The organism is Winogradskyella wichelsiae (assembly GCF_013403925.1).
GTDB classification, from domain to species: domain Bacteria; phylum Bacteroidota; class Bacteroidia; order Flavobacteriales; family Flavobacteriaceae; genus Winogradskyella; species Winogradskyella wichelsiae.
This window is the reverse complement of the sequence record NZ_JABFDJ010000001.1, coordinates 79974-96739: the sequence shown is the minus strand read 5'-3', so window position 1 is coordinate 96739 and position 16766 is coordinate 79974. Positions and strand designations below refer to the sequence as shown.

Annotated in this window: 11 protein-coding genes; 10 read left to right on the top strand and 1 reads right to left on the bottom strand. The window is 32.6% G+C overall.

Features of this window, described 5'->3' with window-relative positions; all coding sequences use genetic code 11:
- The first annotated feature begins 37 nt into the window (after nt 1–37).
- From HM985_RS00430 to HM985_RS00390, 9 genes are all read left to right on the top strand, one after another.
- Nucleotides 38–238, top strand: coding sequence for a hypothetical protein (locus HM985_RS00430; RefSeq protein WP_179374341.1), 201 nt, complete (start codon nt 38–40; stop codon nt 236–238).
- An 812-nt stretch (nt 239–1050) separates the two neighbouring features.
- Nucleotides 1051–4023: a SusC/RagA family TonB-linked outer membrane protein gene (locus tag HM985_RS00425; RefSeq protein ID WP_179374340.1), complete on the top strand. Its 2973-nt coding sequence runs from the start codon at nt 1051–1053 to the stop codon at nt 4021–4023.
- 55 nt (nt 4024–4078) lie between these two features.
- On the top strand, nt 4079–5554 hold the full coding sequence (locus HM985_RS00420) for a RagB/SusD family nutrient uptake outer membrane protein (RefSeq protein WP_179374339.1): 1476 nt from the start codon (nt 4079–4081) through the stop codon (nt 5552–5554).
- A 145-nt stretch (nt 5555–5699) separates the two neighbouring features.
- The gene (locus HM985_RS00415) at nt 5700–7358 is read left to right on the top strand and encodes a tetratricopeptide repeat-containing sensor histidine kinase (RefSeq protein ID WP_179374338.1); all 1659 of its coding nucleotides are present in this window, start codon (nt 5700–5702) and stop codon (nt 7356–7358) included.
- A gap of 1 nt (nt 7359) precedes the next feature.
- Nucleotides 7360–8025, top strand: a complete 666-nt coding sequence (locus tag HM985_RS00410) for a response regulator (protein ID WP_179374337.1) — start codon at nt 7360–7362, stop codon at nt 8023–8025.
- A 541-nt stretch (nt 8026–8566) separates the two neighbouring features.
- Nucleotides 8567–10087, top strand: a complete 1521-nt coding sequence (locus tag HM985_RS00405) for an alkaline phosphatase PhoX (protein ID WP_179374336.1) — start codon at nt 8567–8569, stop codon at nt 10085–10087.
- A 12-nt stretch (nt 10088–10099) separates the two neighbouring features.
- Nucleotides 10100–11908 (top strand): cytochrome-c peroxidase, encoded by a 1809-nt coding sequence (locus HM985_RS00400; protein WP_246284862.1) that lies wholly within the window; start codon nt 10100–10102, stop codon nt 11906–11908.
- Nucleotides 11909–12091: 183 nt separating this feature from the next.
- Complete coding sequence (locus tag HM985_RS00395; protein WP_179374335.1) at nt 12092–12451, top strand: hypothetical protein; 360 nt, start codon at nt 12092–12094, stop codon at nt 12449–12451.
- 99 nt (nt 12452–12550) lie between these two features.
- Nucleotides 12551–13513 (top strand): endonuclease/exonuclease/phosphatase family protein, encoded by a 963-nt coding sequence (locus HM985_RS00390; protein WP_179374334.1) that lies wholly within the window; start codon nt 12551–12553, stop codon nt 13511–13513.
- Between the two features lie 241 nt (nt 13514–13754).
- Here HM985_RS00390 and HM985_RS00385 read toward each other — a convergent pair whose 3' ends face one another.
- The gene (locus HM985_RS00385; protein WP_179374333.1) at nt 13755–13907 is read right to left on the bottom strand and encodes an SsrA-binding protein; all 153 of its coding nucleotides are present in this window, start codon (nt 13905–13907) and stop codon (nt 13755–13757) included.
- 565 nt (nt 13908–14472) lie between these two features.
- Between HM985_RS00385 and HM985_RS00380 the strand changes: the two genes are divergently transcribed.
- On the top strand, nt 14473–16434 hold the full coding sequence (locus HM985_RS00380) for an endonuclease (RefSeq protein WP_179374332.1): 1962 nt from the start codon (nt 14473–14475) through the stop codon (nt 16432–16434).
- The last annotated feature ends 332 nt before the right edge of the window (nt 16435–16766 follow it).

Genomic DNA, 16766 nt, shown 5'->3' with positions numbered 1-16766 from the left:
GTGATGAGGTATAGACAAAGTATAGGTAGAGTATAAAATGAGAATAGTAAGAGCTTGCATATATCCAAAAGACATTCAGCGTATCACGGGAAGAAGTGAACGCTACGGTCGTAAGCTCTTAAATGAAATTAAAACCCACTTTGGTAAAAAGTCATATCAATTTATCACGGCAGAAGAATTCGCAGAATACAGCGGTATTAAAGAAGAAATAGTAAATCAATACCTAGAGACTATTTAATTATACCCTTACAGGTATAATTAAATAAAAACACAATGGTATCATACCCTAACGGGTATAAAACGGTATTATATTTCATAGTATTTGATACGATTTATATAGGTTTGAATCTTTGATTTTTGTAAATTTATAATGTCTTAGACAAGCTAAATGACTATAGAGGCATTTAATGTAAATGGTAGCAATTCGGTTAGTATCTATATTTAAAAGCTTAGAAAGTCACTAGTACTAAAGAATTACGGACTGGGTTTGAATCCAGTCGAGGTCACTAAAAGGAATCACATTCCTTATCAAAAGCTTGTAAAATCTATGATTTTGCAAGCTTTTGTCGTTTTTAGGGGTAATAGTATTTGATATCATTTCATATCTGTTGACGACTTCGCGGTCAACAAAAAATAGCCGTGGTCAACATGTTGACCGATTGCCTTTAAAACGCTGAAACATAGTTTGTTTGGCTTTTGTCCTAAATTTTAAAGGCATATCGTTACAAAATTTTCAGACATATTTTCAATCCTATTCTGGATAAAAGTTAAACGTGCAGAAAATAATGAAGCACAAATTTATGCAAGAGTAAATGTTAACCGCAAGCGCATCAACATAAGTCTTGAGTGCAGGTGAACGTTGATTACTTGAACGTATCCAAAAACCGTGCTAACGGAACAAATACAACTGCTAGACAAACAAATAGTCATTTAGATAAAACTTCCACAGCTTCGCGCCATTTAAATTTTTAACATATTTATAAAGATCTTTTTTAAGTACTTGTCACGTATGTAGTGAAATACTAACTTATAATAATTTAATCTTTTTTTATGAATAAATTTATATTATCATTTATTATAGTGAATTCATTTCTTTTTGGAGGCATATCTACTGTGTTTGGCCAAGAATTAAATGTTACTGGAATTATTAAGGGAGCTGATGGTATGCCGCTGCCTGGAGCAAATATTATAGAAAAAGGTACCAAAAATGGTGTTCAGACAGATATTGATGGACAATTCACAATCGATTTAATAGATCGTAACGCCACAATTGTAATATCATTTATTGGTTTTACAACACAAGAAATTCCTGTTAACGGACAAGAAACCTTAGATATAACATTAGAGAATGCAGATACAGCGCTTGAGGATGTTTTAATCGTCGGTTATGGAAGCGTAAAGAAAAGTGATTTAACCGGTGCTGTATCGCAGGTTAGTTCTAAAGAAGTCAATGCCTTTCCTTCAGGATCTGTTATGCAATCATTGCAAGGTAGAGCAGCAGGTGTTCAGGTGTCACAAAACACAGGAGCCCCAGGTGCTGGATTCAGTGTAAGGATTAGGGGATCTAATTCAATTCAAGGAAATAATGACCCTTTATATGTTATAGATGGTTTTCCTTTTTCTGGAAGTCCTACAAACTTAAATAATTCAGACATAGAAAGTATTGAGGTTCTTAAAGATGCTTCAGCAACCGCCATTTATGGTTCGCGAGGTGCGAATGGAGTTGTACTAATTACTACTAAAAAGGGAAGAGATGGTGCAACTAAAGTAGAAATAGAAAGTAGTTATTCTATACAGCAGCGATCGTCAAAATTAGATTTGCTTAATGGTACCGAATATGCGGATTTTATGAATTTACAAGCACAAAATGATGGTTTAGATCCTTACTTTACGTCACAAGAAGTTGCTGGATTTGGAGAGGGATTTGATTGGCAAGATTTTGTTTATCGGGAAGGTAATATTCAAACAAATTCAGTTAATCTAAGTGGTGGTGATGAAAGAACCCAGTTCTCTATGGGAGGTAGTATTTTTAATAATGAAGGTATTATAAAAGGAAGTGATTATAAAAGATATTCTGTACGCCTCAATTTAACACATAGACTAAATGATAAAGTAAAGATAGATTGGTCTAACTCACTATCGTATTTAGACACCAGAAGAAAAGATAGCAGTGGTGGCAGTCGAGGCGGTTCACTTATTGGTGCCTCTATTTCTGCAGCGCCTATATCAACGCCATATAACGATGATGGAACTTACCGCGTGTTATCTACTCAATATCCTTTCATAGCTCCGGATATTGTTAATCCAATTAACTTTATTAACGAGAATAGTTATAGGATACAAGCCAATGTTGTATTGAGTAACTTGGCTTTTGTTTATAATCCGACACCCGAATTAACACTTAAAATTTCAGGGGGTATAGAAAATAGAGATGATAGAGCAGATGGGTATACTACGCGTAATTTTTTTAATTCTGATGGATCTGCAAGTGTTTCAACAAATCAACAACGAAGTTTATTAAGTGAGAATACAATAACGTATCAAAAAACATTTAATGATAAACATGCCTTCACTGCTCTAGCAGGTATCACCTATCAAAATTTCAAAAACACTAATTTAGCAGGAAGTGGTTTAGGTTTTATAAGTGATGTTTTTGAGTCTAATCAATTACAAAGTGCCGAAAATCCTGGTATTCCATCAACAGGATATTCAGATTCTTCATTAATGTCCTATCTCGGTCGCATAAACTATAGTTTTAATGATCGCTATTTGTTAACCTTAAGTATGAGAAGTGATGGATCTTCAAGATATAGTGAAGGTGAAAAATGGGGTAATTTTCCTTCAGCAGCATTAGCTTGGAAAGCAAGCGAAGAAAGCTTTATAGATAATTTAAATATTTTTTCAGAACTAAAATTTCGTGGCAGTTGGGGCTTAGTAGGTAGCCAAGCCATAAGTCCGTATACAACGTTAAACATATTGTCTTCAGGATATACAGTTTTTGATGACGAATTATACAATACATTGGCGCCAGGTTCTAGACTGCCTAATGATTTAAAATGGGAAACGACAGAGCAATTGAATGTGGGAGTGGATGCTGGGTTCTTTAATAACAGATTGTCTTTAACCTTAGATTATTACGTAAAAAATACTGAAGACCTTTTAAACACAGTTAGACTACCAAGTTCTACAGGGTATCTTTCATCAATAAGAAATATAGGCGAGGTTGAGAATAAGGGGATCGAATTAGGTATAAGTGGAGATATATTTAGAGGTGATTTTAAATGGAACCTTGCTGCAAATATTTCAGCAAACCGAAATAAGGTTATTAAACTTAACGGAGGTGAGGATATTTTAACTTCAAATATTTCATTATTGGCTGTTCAAGATAATGTTTCCATACTGAGAGAGGGAAGACCCATAGGACAGTTTTGGGGGTATTTAGAAGATGGTTATACCGATGAAGGTCAGATTAATATTGTAGATTTAAATGAGGATGGGGTAATTTCAGCAGAAGATAAAACATATATTGGGGATCCTAATGCTGATTTTATCTACGGTATCAATTCAGAAATGAGTTATAAGAATTTCAATTTATCATTTTTTATTCAAGGATCGGAAGGAAACGATATTTTTAATGTAAGTGCTATTCCTGTAACCATGGATTACGGACAGGGGTTAAACACATTGCGCGAAGTCTATCAAGATAATTGGAGCCCTACAAATACAGATGCTAAATATCCTCTAGTAAGCAGAAGTACCTCTGCATATGTTTCAGACCGATGGATAGAAGATGGATCATATATACGTCTTAAAAACATTGAGTTAGCTTATTCTATTCCACTTGATTATGATTTTATGGAAAAAGCACAAGTCTATATTAGTGGTCAAAACCTTGTTACTATAACAAATTATTCTTGGTTAGATCCTGAAGTGAACTCTCAAGGAGCAGGTAGTCCGGGAATTGATTATTTGTCATACCCTGTAGCTAAAGGGTTTACTTTAGGCTTAAGAATGGTTTTCTAAAAAAAAAACATTAATAAATAGCAATTTTTTTATTATTAAAATTTATATAATTAACATGAAAAATTTAGAAATCACTATATATAATTTCATAAAAAACTTAAAAATTAATACTCATTTCATCGGCATATTGGTAACTCTAATTGTATTTAGTAGCTGCAGTTTAGATGAGAATCCACAAACGGTTGTAGAAGAGAATTTTTACAATACTGCGGAAGAGTTAGAAATTGCCATGAATGCTTCTTATTCACCACTTAGAGGTTCATATGCGGAACAAATAGCTGTTTTAGATGCACATACAGATTGGGGTTATGGACGCGGAAGTAGAGCAGATTATAATGATTTTCAGGGATTTAATTCAGCAAATATCAATGTGGCTGGTTTACGCTGGAATGCATTTTATCAAAGTATTAGAAATGCCAATTTAGTGATTAGAAATGCTCCTTTAGGGTCCGATGTCACTCAAGAGGAAATTGATCTAATCGTCAGTGAAGCTAAATTTTTAAGAGCCTTAAATTATTTTATCCTAGTTAGAAATTGGGGAGGTGTACCAATAAGAACAGATGTAAATTATGAACAACCTGATTTAGTTAAAAGTACTACGGAGGACGTGTACGACTTTATCCTTCAGGATTTGCAAGAGGCTGAAGAAATGCTACCTGAGATAGCAAGAAACGCAGGTCGACCATCAACATATGCGGTAAAAAGTTTAATGGCAGATGTGTTCTTAACATTGGGAATGTACCCTGAGGCGGCTGCAAAAGCCAAAGAAGTTATTGATTCAAATCAGTTTTCTTTAGTTCCTGCTACTTCAATTGAAGACTTGCAATATGATTTGTTTGGACCAGAAATAGTGAGTTCTACAGAAGAAATTTTCTCTCTTAAGTACACTAGAGAATTGAATCAAGGTAATTTTCTGTTATTTATTTTAAATCATCCAAGTACCAACTTATTTAACTTTGGTGGCGCCTATGCACATTATAGTGAGTCCACAAATCCTTTTTATATAAATTGGGATGATAATGATTTACGAAAAGCGTTATGGGATCAAATAGATTTTGGTTTAGGACCTAATACATTGGTATCTAAAAAATATGTAGACCAGTTTGCTGTAAACAATAGTGGAGCAGGAAATGACCTTCCGGTTTACCGATTTGCAGAAGTACTTTTAATATATGCAGAAGCATCTGCTAGAGACGCAGGAGCGCCTACAACAGAAGGTATGGAAGCATTAAATTTTGTACATCGAAGAGCTTTTGGACAAGATATTTATTCGTCTAATGCGATAGATTTTATTGCGGCAGATTATGATTTGAATTCTTTTGTCGATTTAGTCTTAGACGAGCGTGCTTATGAGTTTATTTTTGAGGGGAAACGTTGGTATGATTTAAAACGAACCAATAAAGCTGCTGAAACCATTTTGAATGTTAAAGGGATTACAATTGCTGAAAGACATTATTTGTGGCCAATTCCAAATTCTGAAATCGACTATAATGATTCTATGAGTAGTGGTGATCAAAATCCGGGATATTAAATTAGACTATTTTAAATTGAATAGTAAAAAAGTGTGTGAAGTAATTGTTACTTCATGCACTTTTTGTTTTTTTAATACTATTAAGACTAAGTTCAATTGAATAGTAAGAAGTAAATAATATAAAATTAGTTATTACTTTAGACGAATGAAATCAATCAATACTTCATTCTTCTTTTTTGTTCAATTACTTGTGTTATTCTTTTGCGTTAATAACCACAAATTAAATGCACAAGAGGCAATAGATAGTGTCCAGTATTATTCAAAATTAGCACTTAAGCCTCAGGGACCTGTAGATTTAAATATAGCTCATATCTTTTTTCAGAGAGAATTAAAAAAATCTAAAAGTATTCCTAATAATTTAAATTACTTATATTATATATCTAGTATAAATCATAAAAAAGGCGACTATAATGCTAGCGAAAAAGAAGCTGTAAAAGCATTAAGTCTTTTAGATAAGCATAGTGATATTATTAATCATTTAGAATTAAAGAGAAGTTTTTATAATCTTTTGGGGATGCTTTATTATGAACAAAGAAATAAAGAAAAAGCACTAGAACTTTACAGTAAAGTATTGGCAATTTCTAACTCTTCAAAAGATAGTGCTATAGTTTATAATAATATTTCTAATATCTATAAAATAGACAATGAGACAGAAAAAGTACAAGAAGTGCTATTAAAGGCTTATGAAATGCAATCTAGAATAAAAGATACGCTATCCATAGCACTTATTACAGATAATTTAGGATTTACGTATTCAAAACTTAATAATACTTCCGAAGGTTTTATTTTAATGAATAAAGCATTGAAAATCCGTGAGAAATTAAAAGATACAACGTCACTCTATACTAGTTATGCTCATTTAGCAGAGTACTATTTTGATGTAGATAGTTTAGATAAATCGTTAAAAAATGCTTTAAAAGCACAAGAACTAGCAGATCATATTAACTCACCAATATACCAACATAATGCTTTGAGGATGTTAACTAAATTGAGTGAAGATAAATACGTTACAGCATATAAAATATTGAATGATAGTATTTACAATGCAGAGAAAGAGCTTGCTAGCAAATTTGCACTATTAAAATATGATTATTCCGAATATAAAAGGAAAGCTTTAGAAAGTCAATTAAAGGAAGAGCGACACAAAACCAGAACCATAATTGCAATTATTGTAGCAGCTTTTATTATGTTATTATCGGTGTCAATTTATTTTATTTTAAAATCCAGGCATCGAAAAGAAAAATTACAACAGGTTTATGATGCCGAATCTAGAATGTCTAAACAAATCCATGATGAGGTAGCTAATGATGTATTTCAGTTTATGACAAAATTAGAAAGTGAAAACATTAAGAACGAATTACTTTTAGATGATTTGCAAGGTATTTACGACAAAACTAGAGATATCTCTAAGGCACATAATTACACGGAAAATGAAGGTCTGTTTTTAGACTCTATAAAAGACCTAGTATTGAGTTATAGTGATGCTTCTACAAGTGTTTTAGATAAAGGCAGTATTGATATAGATTGGGAATCTTTCTCTAAAATAAGAAGAACAACTATTTATAAGGTTTTACAAGAGTTATTAATTAATATGAAAAAACATAGCCAAGCATCTGTGGCTGTTTTAATTTTTAAGAACGAAGGAAAGAAAACCATAATAGCATATTCTGATAATGGGGTTGGTGGGGAATTTAAAAAAAATACAGGGTTACAAAATGTGGAAAACCGTATTGTATCTATCAATGGAACAATTACTTTTGAAACAGAACCAAACAAAGGGTTTAAAACAAAAATTGTGATATAGAATGTTTAATAAGGTTTTAATTATTGATGATCATGATGCTATCAGTAGAAGTGTTCAACAGGTTTTAGTAACTTATAAGGTTAAAACCATAGCTGTTGCTCAGTACTGTGATGATGCATTTTTAAAAGTAAAACGAGCAGCGTTGGATCATGAAGATTATGATTTAGTGATTACAGACTTGTCTTTCAAAAAAGATCATCGGAATGCAAGTTTCGAATCTGGTGAAGATTTAATAGCTGCATTACGTAAAGATTTTCCTAAGTTACCAATCATAGTATACTCTATGAAAGATCAATTACAAAAAGTTAGAGTGTTGGTTAATCAATATGCCGTTAATGGTTATGTCTGCAAAGACAGAAAAGGGTCTATTCAGTTGGAAGAAGCTATTAAAGCAGTTGCTCAAAATAAACGCTATTTATCACCCCAAGTAGAGCGTGCAATAAGTCCAAAGAACGATTTAGAAATCTATGATTATGATATTCAGTTATTAAAATTATTATCTAACGGTTTATCTCAAGAAGAAATTAGTCATAATTTTAAAACCAACGATATTAGTCCTAATAGCTTAAGTACTATAGAGAAAAGGTTGAATAAACTTCGTATTCAATTTAAAGCAAATAATGCCATACATTTAGTAGCAATTGTAAAAGATTTGGGACTTATTTAGAAAAATAAAAGCATTTACGGGAAACAGTAACGCATCCATTTCTTTAATCTTTAAATTTGAATTGTTCTTACGTTTTGGGGGAATTGTAAGGGGGATTAAATCAAGTAGGGATTGATTTAGCTTAAAAGAAGTATTCTGTAAAGAATGCTTCTTTTTTTTGTTGTGAGATGTCGAAGGTCATGAAATAGCTTTTATAAATCCTTCTTTTCGTAACTGAATAATTATTATCATAACGAATCCTTATTGGTTTTAATTTCGAGGCAGAAAACTAGAACAAGTAGAGAATAACCCGATAGTACAAAAAATTTAAAAGAATAGATAAGAGTTTTTAAGATATACAAAAAAACATAATGTATATAAAGCTCCCTTAATTTTAAGATAACATTAGGGTTTAAAATTCTAGATGTTAGTAAAGATAAAGTAATACAGTTAACGGTAAGTTAGCGGTAATTTAATAAAACGGTTTTTATTAATTAACAGGTTTTTAGGAGTCTGAAGGTAGATTTGTGGACGCATAATAACCACTAAAAAACCTTAAATTATGAACAAAATTATTAAACTTTTTTTATTAGCATTTGTCATCACAGCATCAGGTGCACTTGTTGTAAGTTGTGAAGTTGAAGACGGAAAAGATGGCATTGATGGTATTGACGGAACTGATGGTTCTGACGGTATAGATGGAGAAGATGGTAGCGATGCATCTGTATATTTAACAGCCTCTAAGACTCCTACTTTATTAAAGGTTACGGACCAGTTTATCAACCTAAGAATTTCTACGCTTTTAACTTCAGAAGATATCATTCCAAATACTCCTAACTTTATTTATGGGTCTATGGCAGATGGTGCCGGATTAATTAATAATGGTGATAATACCTTTACTTTAATTAATAATATTGAAGCTGATTATTCTATCGCTAGAATTTTGTTAAACGAAAACTTAAGACCATATAATGGGGAGTATATATTAAATGCTACAGCAACGGCAGAAACAGCAATGTGCTCAGGGACTTTAGTGACGCCAGAGGAGCATGGGTTTGGGCCATTATACCTTTCTGGAGGTGAATGGGGTGGAGCTTCAAAAGGAGTCTTTGCAGTAGATCCTACTAAAAGTGCTGAGGATGCTAGTGTAGGGGAAACTTTAGCTGCTTTAGGACAGTGGTCTACAGAGAATGCAGTGCCTATCGGAAAAGATGCTTACCCAGATAAAACGGTGGTGTTTATTGGAGATGATCATGCAGATAACTCAGTACCTTCTGGTCAATTAGGAATGTATGTTGGTAACCGTGGCGACTTATATGGTGGTCAATTATACGGATTAAAAGTGACAGCTGCTGGTGTTGATTTTGAAATGGATATGGAAGAAGGTACATCATACAGTGCTGAATTTGTGCAATTAGATGAGACAGAAATTAACGCTTTAGATGCAGAAGCTAAAGACAAAGGTGTTATGGGATTCTCTAGATTAGAAGATATTGACTGGAGAAGAGGTTCTGCAGCGAACCAGAGAGAAATATATTTTTGTGTTACAGGGCGTATCTCTGCGAGTTTAACAGGTAAAGGATCTGCTTTAGGTCGTGTGTATAAAGTGACATTAAATGAAACAGATCCAACAGGTCCTGCAACAATTACATGTGTTTTAGATGGTGATATTGCAGGTGGTGCTGCAGATGGATTCCATTCACCAGATAATATTTTAGTAACTGAAAACTATGCTTACATTCAAGAAGATCCTAACGGCTATTTAGATACGTCAATCAATGGATATGCTAAGCTGTACCAGTATAACCTTAATACAGGTGAGGTGAAAACCGTTTTAGAAGCAGACCAAGCCAGAGCTGAAAGTTTAGGGTATGGTTCAACTTCTAGTACTTGGGAAATTACAGGTATGATTGATGTTACTGATGTTGTTAATAATGGCGAAAATACGTTTTTAGTGATGACACAAAATCATGGTTGGAATCCTGCAGATGGCACCTCTTTTACAGATCCATTAGCAAATCCTAACTTATCTAACGCTAAAGAAGGTTCAATGCTTTTCGTTATTAAAGGTTTAGATAGATAATAAAATAACAGCATGAATAATAATATATTTATGAAAGCTAAGACATATACATTTTGTATATGTCTTTTGCTTTTAATTACAGTGTCGTGTAAAAAGCAGACAGAAACGGTAAACGTTGACGCTACAAATCAGAGCATAGCTTCGTTTTATAATTCAGAATTAGAGCGTTGTATTACTTTTTTAGATTCCATTTCTGTGTCTAAAAAAGCAGAAGAACGTATTGCTTATTATAAAAATGCTCGTAGACATTTTAAAGCAATGGAGCCAGTATTGGCTGCTATAGATAAAAATAATTTTAAATCTTTAAATGCTCCAAATATTTTACAGGTTCAGGAAGAGGATTTAACAGATGTTAAAATTAGAAACCCATTTGGTTTTCAGGTGATTGAAGAGTTGTTGCACGAAGAAGAAGGGGATGAGGCTTTATTACATAATGCGATAACGATTACGTCTGATCGTTTGAAGTTGTTACAGCGCAATACACATATCAAATTAAAAGATTATCATCTTATTTGGTTACTTAGAGATCAAATTATGAGAACCGCAGCTACAGGTATCACAGGCTTTGATTCCCCTGTTTTAGGACAAGCATTAACTGAAAGTCAATATACAACCCAAACGCTAATAGCGTTGATAGATATTTGTAAAAATAAGTTTAGTTCTATAGAAATTTATGACGACTTGAGAGCGTCTTTTGAAGAAGGAATTGTAGCTCTGGATTCAGATTTTGATACTTTTGATCGTTTTGGTTTTATAAAAAATTATACCGATCCTCAATTAAAATTATTAGTAAAAACTCAGGAGGATTGGAAAGTTAAGTTTCCATTTGAAATGGCCATTTCTAATAATACTTCATCTTTCTTTGGCGCCAATACGGTGAATGTTCTATATTTTTCAGATTATAAGAGCGATACGCTTCACTTAAAGCAGAAGGAGATCTTTGGAAAGGCCCTTTTTAATGACCAAGTACTATCAAGAAGTAACGATATGGCTTGTGCAAGTTGCCATATTAAAGAAAAGGCTTTTACCGATGGTAGAAAGACTTTTGATGCCCGACAAGTACGAAACTCACCAACACTTACCTACAGTGCTTATCAACAATCTTTTTTTATGGATGGACGTGCAGGGAGTTTAGAAGGACAAGTTGTAGGTGTTGCTGAAAATCACGATGAATTTAATTTGCCAATGGATTCTATCGTTAATCGTGTCTTACAAAATATAACATACAAAGCGGCTATAGATAGTTTGTATGGTAGCAAACGTATAGATTTTAATATCAGACATGCTATTGCGAGTTATGTGCGTAGTTTAAATGGTTTTGATTCTAAATTTGATAAGAATATAGAAGGCACCGAGTCCTCTTTAACAACAGAAGAAAAGCAAGGGTTTAATCTATTTATGGGGAAGGCTGCTTGTGCCACTTGTCATTTCCCACCATTATTTAATGGTACGGTTCCACCTCATTATAATGATACCGAGGTAGAATTACTTGGAGTGCCAGGAACAAATGATACTATTAATGCTGTTATTAGTGGTGATTTAGGACGTTATAACGTGTTTGGTACCGATCAGAGGAAACACTTTTTTAAAACACCTACGGTAAGGAATATAAATGTAACCGGCCCTTATATGCATAATGGGGTTTATAAAACTTTGGAAGACGTGGTTGATTTCTATAATCGTGGTGGTGGAAAAGGTATTGGGATTCATGAAGAATTTCAAACCTTACCTTTTGATGAATTAAACCTAACCATAGCTGAGCAAGAAAGCATAGTTGCATTTATGAAAACCTTGACTGATGCTGATTTTATAGAAAAATAAATTGTAATTACTAAGCTTGAATTGGATTGCGGTATCGCTTCATATGACTTCATATAAGTGATATGAAGCGATTTGTTTTTAGGATTGTTGAGGTTTTGGGGTTGGTAGAACTTTATAGATTAATTACTTTTGGTCAGTGTTATAAAAGAACTAACTTACAAAGGAGTATAGATTAAAAACCATATGACTATAAAAGAACTACCAGGGATTTATAATATTATAGGAAGTAATCAAGATGAAAATGGGATAGCTTACAAAGGGACATTAGAATTAGTCTTAGATGAGCACAACCGAATAAATGCCAAATGGGTTATAAACAAAAACCAAGAGCAGTTGGGGACTGGCTTTTTTAAAGATAATATCTTAGTCATTAACTTTAATTATAAAGGAGATGATAAACTTATTTATAAAGGTGTTGTAGTCTATAAATGCTTCAGTAAGGATGTTTTAGATGGCTTTTGGTCAGAGAAACATGGCAATCCGCTTTATCTTGGAGAGGAACGTTGTTTTCGGTTAGGTACACAAAAAGAGCTAATTAACTAAAAATTAAATTACGCTGCTGCACCTATTCATATCTTAGGCATTTTACGACTTAATTATTAGTCTATTGTATAGATTATCAGATAGTTGTATCTTTAAAGGATGAATACAATAGGAGAGCAACCACCTCAAGAAGTAATAGAAAATCTAAACCTTCTTAAAGCCGACTTAAATCTTAAAATACCATCTAAAAAGTTAGATAGAAACCTTCTAATTGCTACATGGAACATAAGAGCCTTTGGAAACTTAACACGTAAATGGGATTCCGATGATGAGGATTCACCAAAAAGAGATTTGCATTCCATTCTATGTATCGCAGAAATTATCAAGCGTTTTGACATTATTGCTGTACAAGAAGTCAAGGATAATATAAGAGCTTTAAGAGATACCTTAAAAGTACTTGGTTTTAATTGGTCATTAATCTTAACGGATGTCAATAAAGGTAGAGTAGGAAATGGGGAGCGTATGGCATATTTATTTGATACGCGTCGTGTGCAACTTTCAGGATTAGCAGGCGAACTTGTCGTACCTGAAGAATGGGGAGATGAAATTAAAGATAATGCTTTGGCTAATCAATTTGTTAGATCACCTTATGCAGTGAGTTTTAAATCAGGCACTAAAACGTTTATTTTAGTGACACTTCATATTTTGTATGGCAATAATAAAGACAGCAGAATCCCTGAATTAAAAGGTATTGCAAAATGGCTTAAAGATTGGGCTAGTAGTGTCAATGCGTACCATCAAGATTTTATAGCATTAGGAGATTTCAATATTAATGAACGTGGAGATTTGTTAGATCAAACATTTTTATCTGAAGGTTTATATGTGCCACCAGAATTGCAAGATGATAAAGTGACTAGATCTATTTTTAATAAAACAAAGTATTACGATCAAATAGCTTGGTTTAATAACGAGGATGGTGCACCAAAATTATCAATGAAATTTATAAGCGGTGGCCATTATAATTTTGTTAACATAGCTTTAGAGAATCGTAAACTTACCAATAACAGTTTGTCATGGTTAATTTCAGATCATTATCCGCTATGGGCTGAATTTCAATTATAAAAATGACAATATTTTTATTTTCTCAAATAAATTTTAATAAAACAAGTCAAATCTTAAACTAAAAATTAGGTTATCATATAAATAATTGATTTTCTTGTAGAAAGAAGTTGTTACTTTTAAAAAGAAGAAGGAATCTATCCAACGTGAAATGGATTTTTTTTACATAAAATAAAACAACGAAAAAGTGGAAATGCTCAGGCCAATATGAAGCAAGTTGAAGAATAAAGTATGATTACAAAAACTACTCAATAGCATTTTTCGTAACATACACGCGCCAACCTATTATGGCAAGTTGCATTTTAGTGGCTTTGCTAAGGTCTAATTGTTGTTTAGTGTAAGATGGAAGTATGGCTTTATTAAGTTTAGCCAAAATCTTAAAGATTTTAATTTTCATAAATATAGAATGGTAATCTTTGGCAAAAATAGTAAAACTTATTCTAGAACTAAGCTTTACGTTTTTAGTTGATTAATTGATTAATGAATGAAATTTTTTTAGATTTAAATAGTCGTAATAATTGTTTCAATTATAAGAGTAATTAATGTAATCATAGTTTTGGATTTTAGAGGTTAATATTCAGTATTTGTTTGATTGTGATTTCAATATATATATTCAATTGGTTATGTTCCAAGCGTTTTTAATGAAATCGATGAATTTGAATTCTGATTTGTGGGTTAAATAGTAAAAAGTATTTAAATATTTTGTGACTTGCCTTGTTTTATGTTTTTTAATGTAACTAAAATAGGAATATATGGTTTCGATATGTAATAATTCAAGGGGGTTTTAGAAGTTATTTTTGTAATTGTAGGGACATTTAATGGCTAAAACTGCTATATTTTATGTTTTCATCTTTTTTATGATACACTATAAAGTTAGTTTCTATTTAGAATGCTTGTGTTCTGTATTTAATTTGTGGTTAACTTAAGGCGTGATAATAAAGTTATATTTGTAAAAAAAAAGAATGAAAAAAATTACAATTTTAGTATTGCTATTAATTTCTGGATTTGGTTGGTCGCAAGTACTTCTAATTAACGAATTAGATGCTGATACACCCAGTATAGATACTCATGAGTTTATTGAGTTAAAATCTGAAACTCCAAATTTTTCAACTGATGGTTATATATTAGTGTTTTTTAATGGATCGAGTAGTGGAGGAGATAGTAGTTATTATACTTATGACTTAAATGGGTTAACAACGGATATTAATGGATTGTTAGTGATTGGTAGTTCTAATGTAACGCCTTTTCCTCAATCATTAATGTTTGAAAGTGTCATTCAGAATGGAGCAGATGCTGTTGGTATTTATCAAGCTTCTATATCAGACTTTCCAGATGAAACAGTAGCAGATCAAGTTAATTTAATTGATGCTATGGTTTATGGAACTAATGATTCTGATGCTACTGGTTTATTAGAGAAGTTAGGGCAAACACTTCAGCATAATGATAGTGGTACTAATGCAAACCCTAAATCCATTCAACGATTTGTAGATGCTGAGGGTAATGTAATTTTTTCAGCAGAGACGCCAACTCCAAGAAGAGAAAATGATGGTTCTGGTATTGCTATTACTGCAATAGCAATTTCAGTAACAGAAACACAAATTGGTGAAGGTGAGGCTTTTGATATTTTGTTTACATCAGACACACAGGTCACTTCAGATTTAAACTTCAATATTAGTTTAGATAATTATGGATTCGATACGTCTGATTATACAGGCAATACAAATATTACAATTTTGTCTGGTGAAAATACAGCGAGTACAACAATTAATATTCTTGATGACGCAGATGATGAAGGGGATGAGGTTTTAAAAATACGGTTTTTAGATTTGGTAGAGCCTGCTATAGCTAATAATGGTGATATTGAAATACGAGTTGTAGATAATGATTTTACAGTTGCAGCATGGGGAACACCTTTAGATCCAACATACGGCATTGTGGAAAGTACACAACCAAATGGTTATTATAATAATTTAGATGGTTTAGCCGATGTAGAACTGCGACAAGCCTTACAAGATATTATTGCAGACCCAAGTATTGTTAGAGCGCAAACGTATGCTGATGTTATTGATATTTTAAATGAAGCAGATGAAAACCCGGAAAATAGCAATGAGATTTGGTTGGTGTATCTAGAAGAAGGACGTGCTAAGTTAGATATTCAAACTAATTCATTAAGTACAGGGAAGTGGAATAGAGAACATACATTTCCTAGATCTAGAGGAGGATTTGATAGTATAGAGGCAGATGAAATTGCAGATGGTATAGATGTATATTGGACAACCAAAGCAGATTCCTTGCGTCACGGGAATTCTGATGTGCATGCATTAAGAGCTGCAGATGGACCTGAGAATAGTAGTCGTAATAATCGATTTTATGGCGAATATAACGGACCAGCTGATACGGCAGGTAAATTTAAGGGAGATGTAGCAAGAAGCGTATTTTATATGGCTGTGCGTTACAATGGTTTAGAAATCGTAAATGGTTTTCCTGAAGGCAATGTTGGTGAGTTTGGAGATTTAGCAACCTTATTAGATTGGCATAGAAATGATCCTCCAGATGATTTTGAAATGAATAGAAATAACGTAATTTATAACTGGCAGTTTAACAGAAACCCATTTATAGATCAGCCAGATATGATAGAATATATTTGGGGAAATAGAATTGGTGAAGACTGGGATCAGGTATTAAATGTTACTGATAATACAGAACTTAAAGTAGCTATTTTTCCTAATCCTACATCAGGACGTGTTTATCTTTCTGGTTTAACGTCTGCAATAGATATTGAAGTTTATTCTATTGAAGGAAAACTTTTAAAGCAATCGCAATCTGTTGAGGAGTATATAGATTTAGGTGTGGCTTCTGGCTTGTATCTTTTAAAGTTGACAAGCGAGAATCGTTCTGTGATTAAAAAAATTATTGTTGATTAACGTGTAATATTACTTCAATAAAAAAGCCAAACTGAATTTAAATAGTTTGGCTTTTTTAGTATTTGAGATGATTTAAATTTTACCCTTTAGTTCTTGCAATTAAAGTGCCTTCTGATTTTCCAAATTCTATATTTGGAATACCATCAGTGACTTTCCATGTCGCACTACTTTTAAAACCTTTTCCATCTTCGAGGCTAATTTTTATACTTGTAATATCACCTGACTTGTTGCGTTTTAATTTTGAATAATTAACGCTAATTCCAATTTTCTCAAGATTTGCTTTATGGCTGCCTAAGACGTCATCTGTTGTATATTTTGAAATATAAGCGATA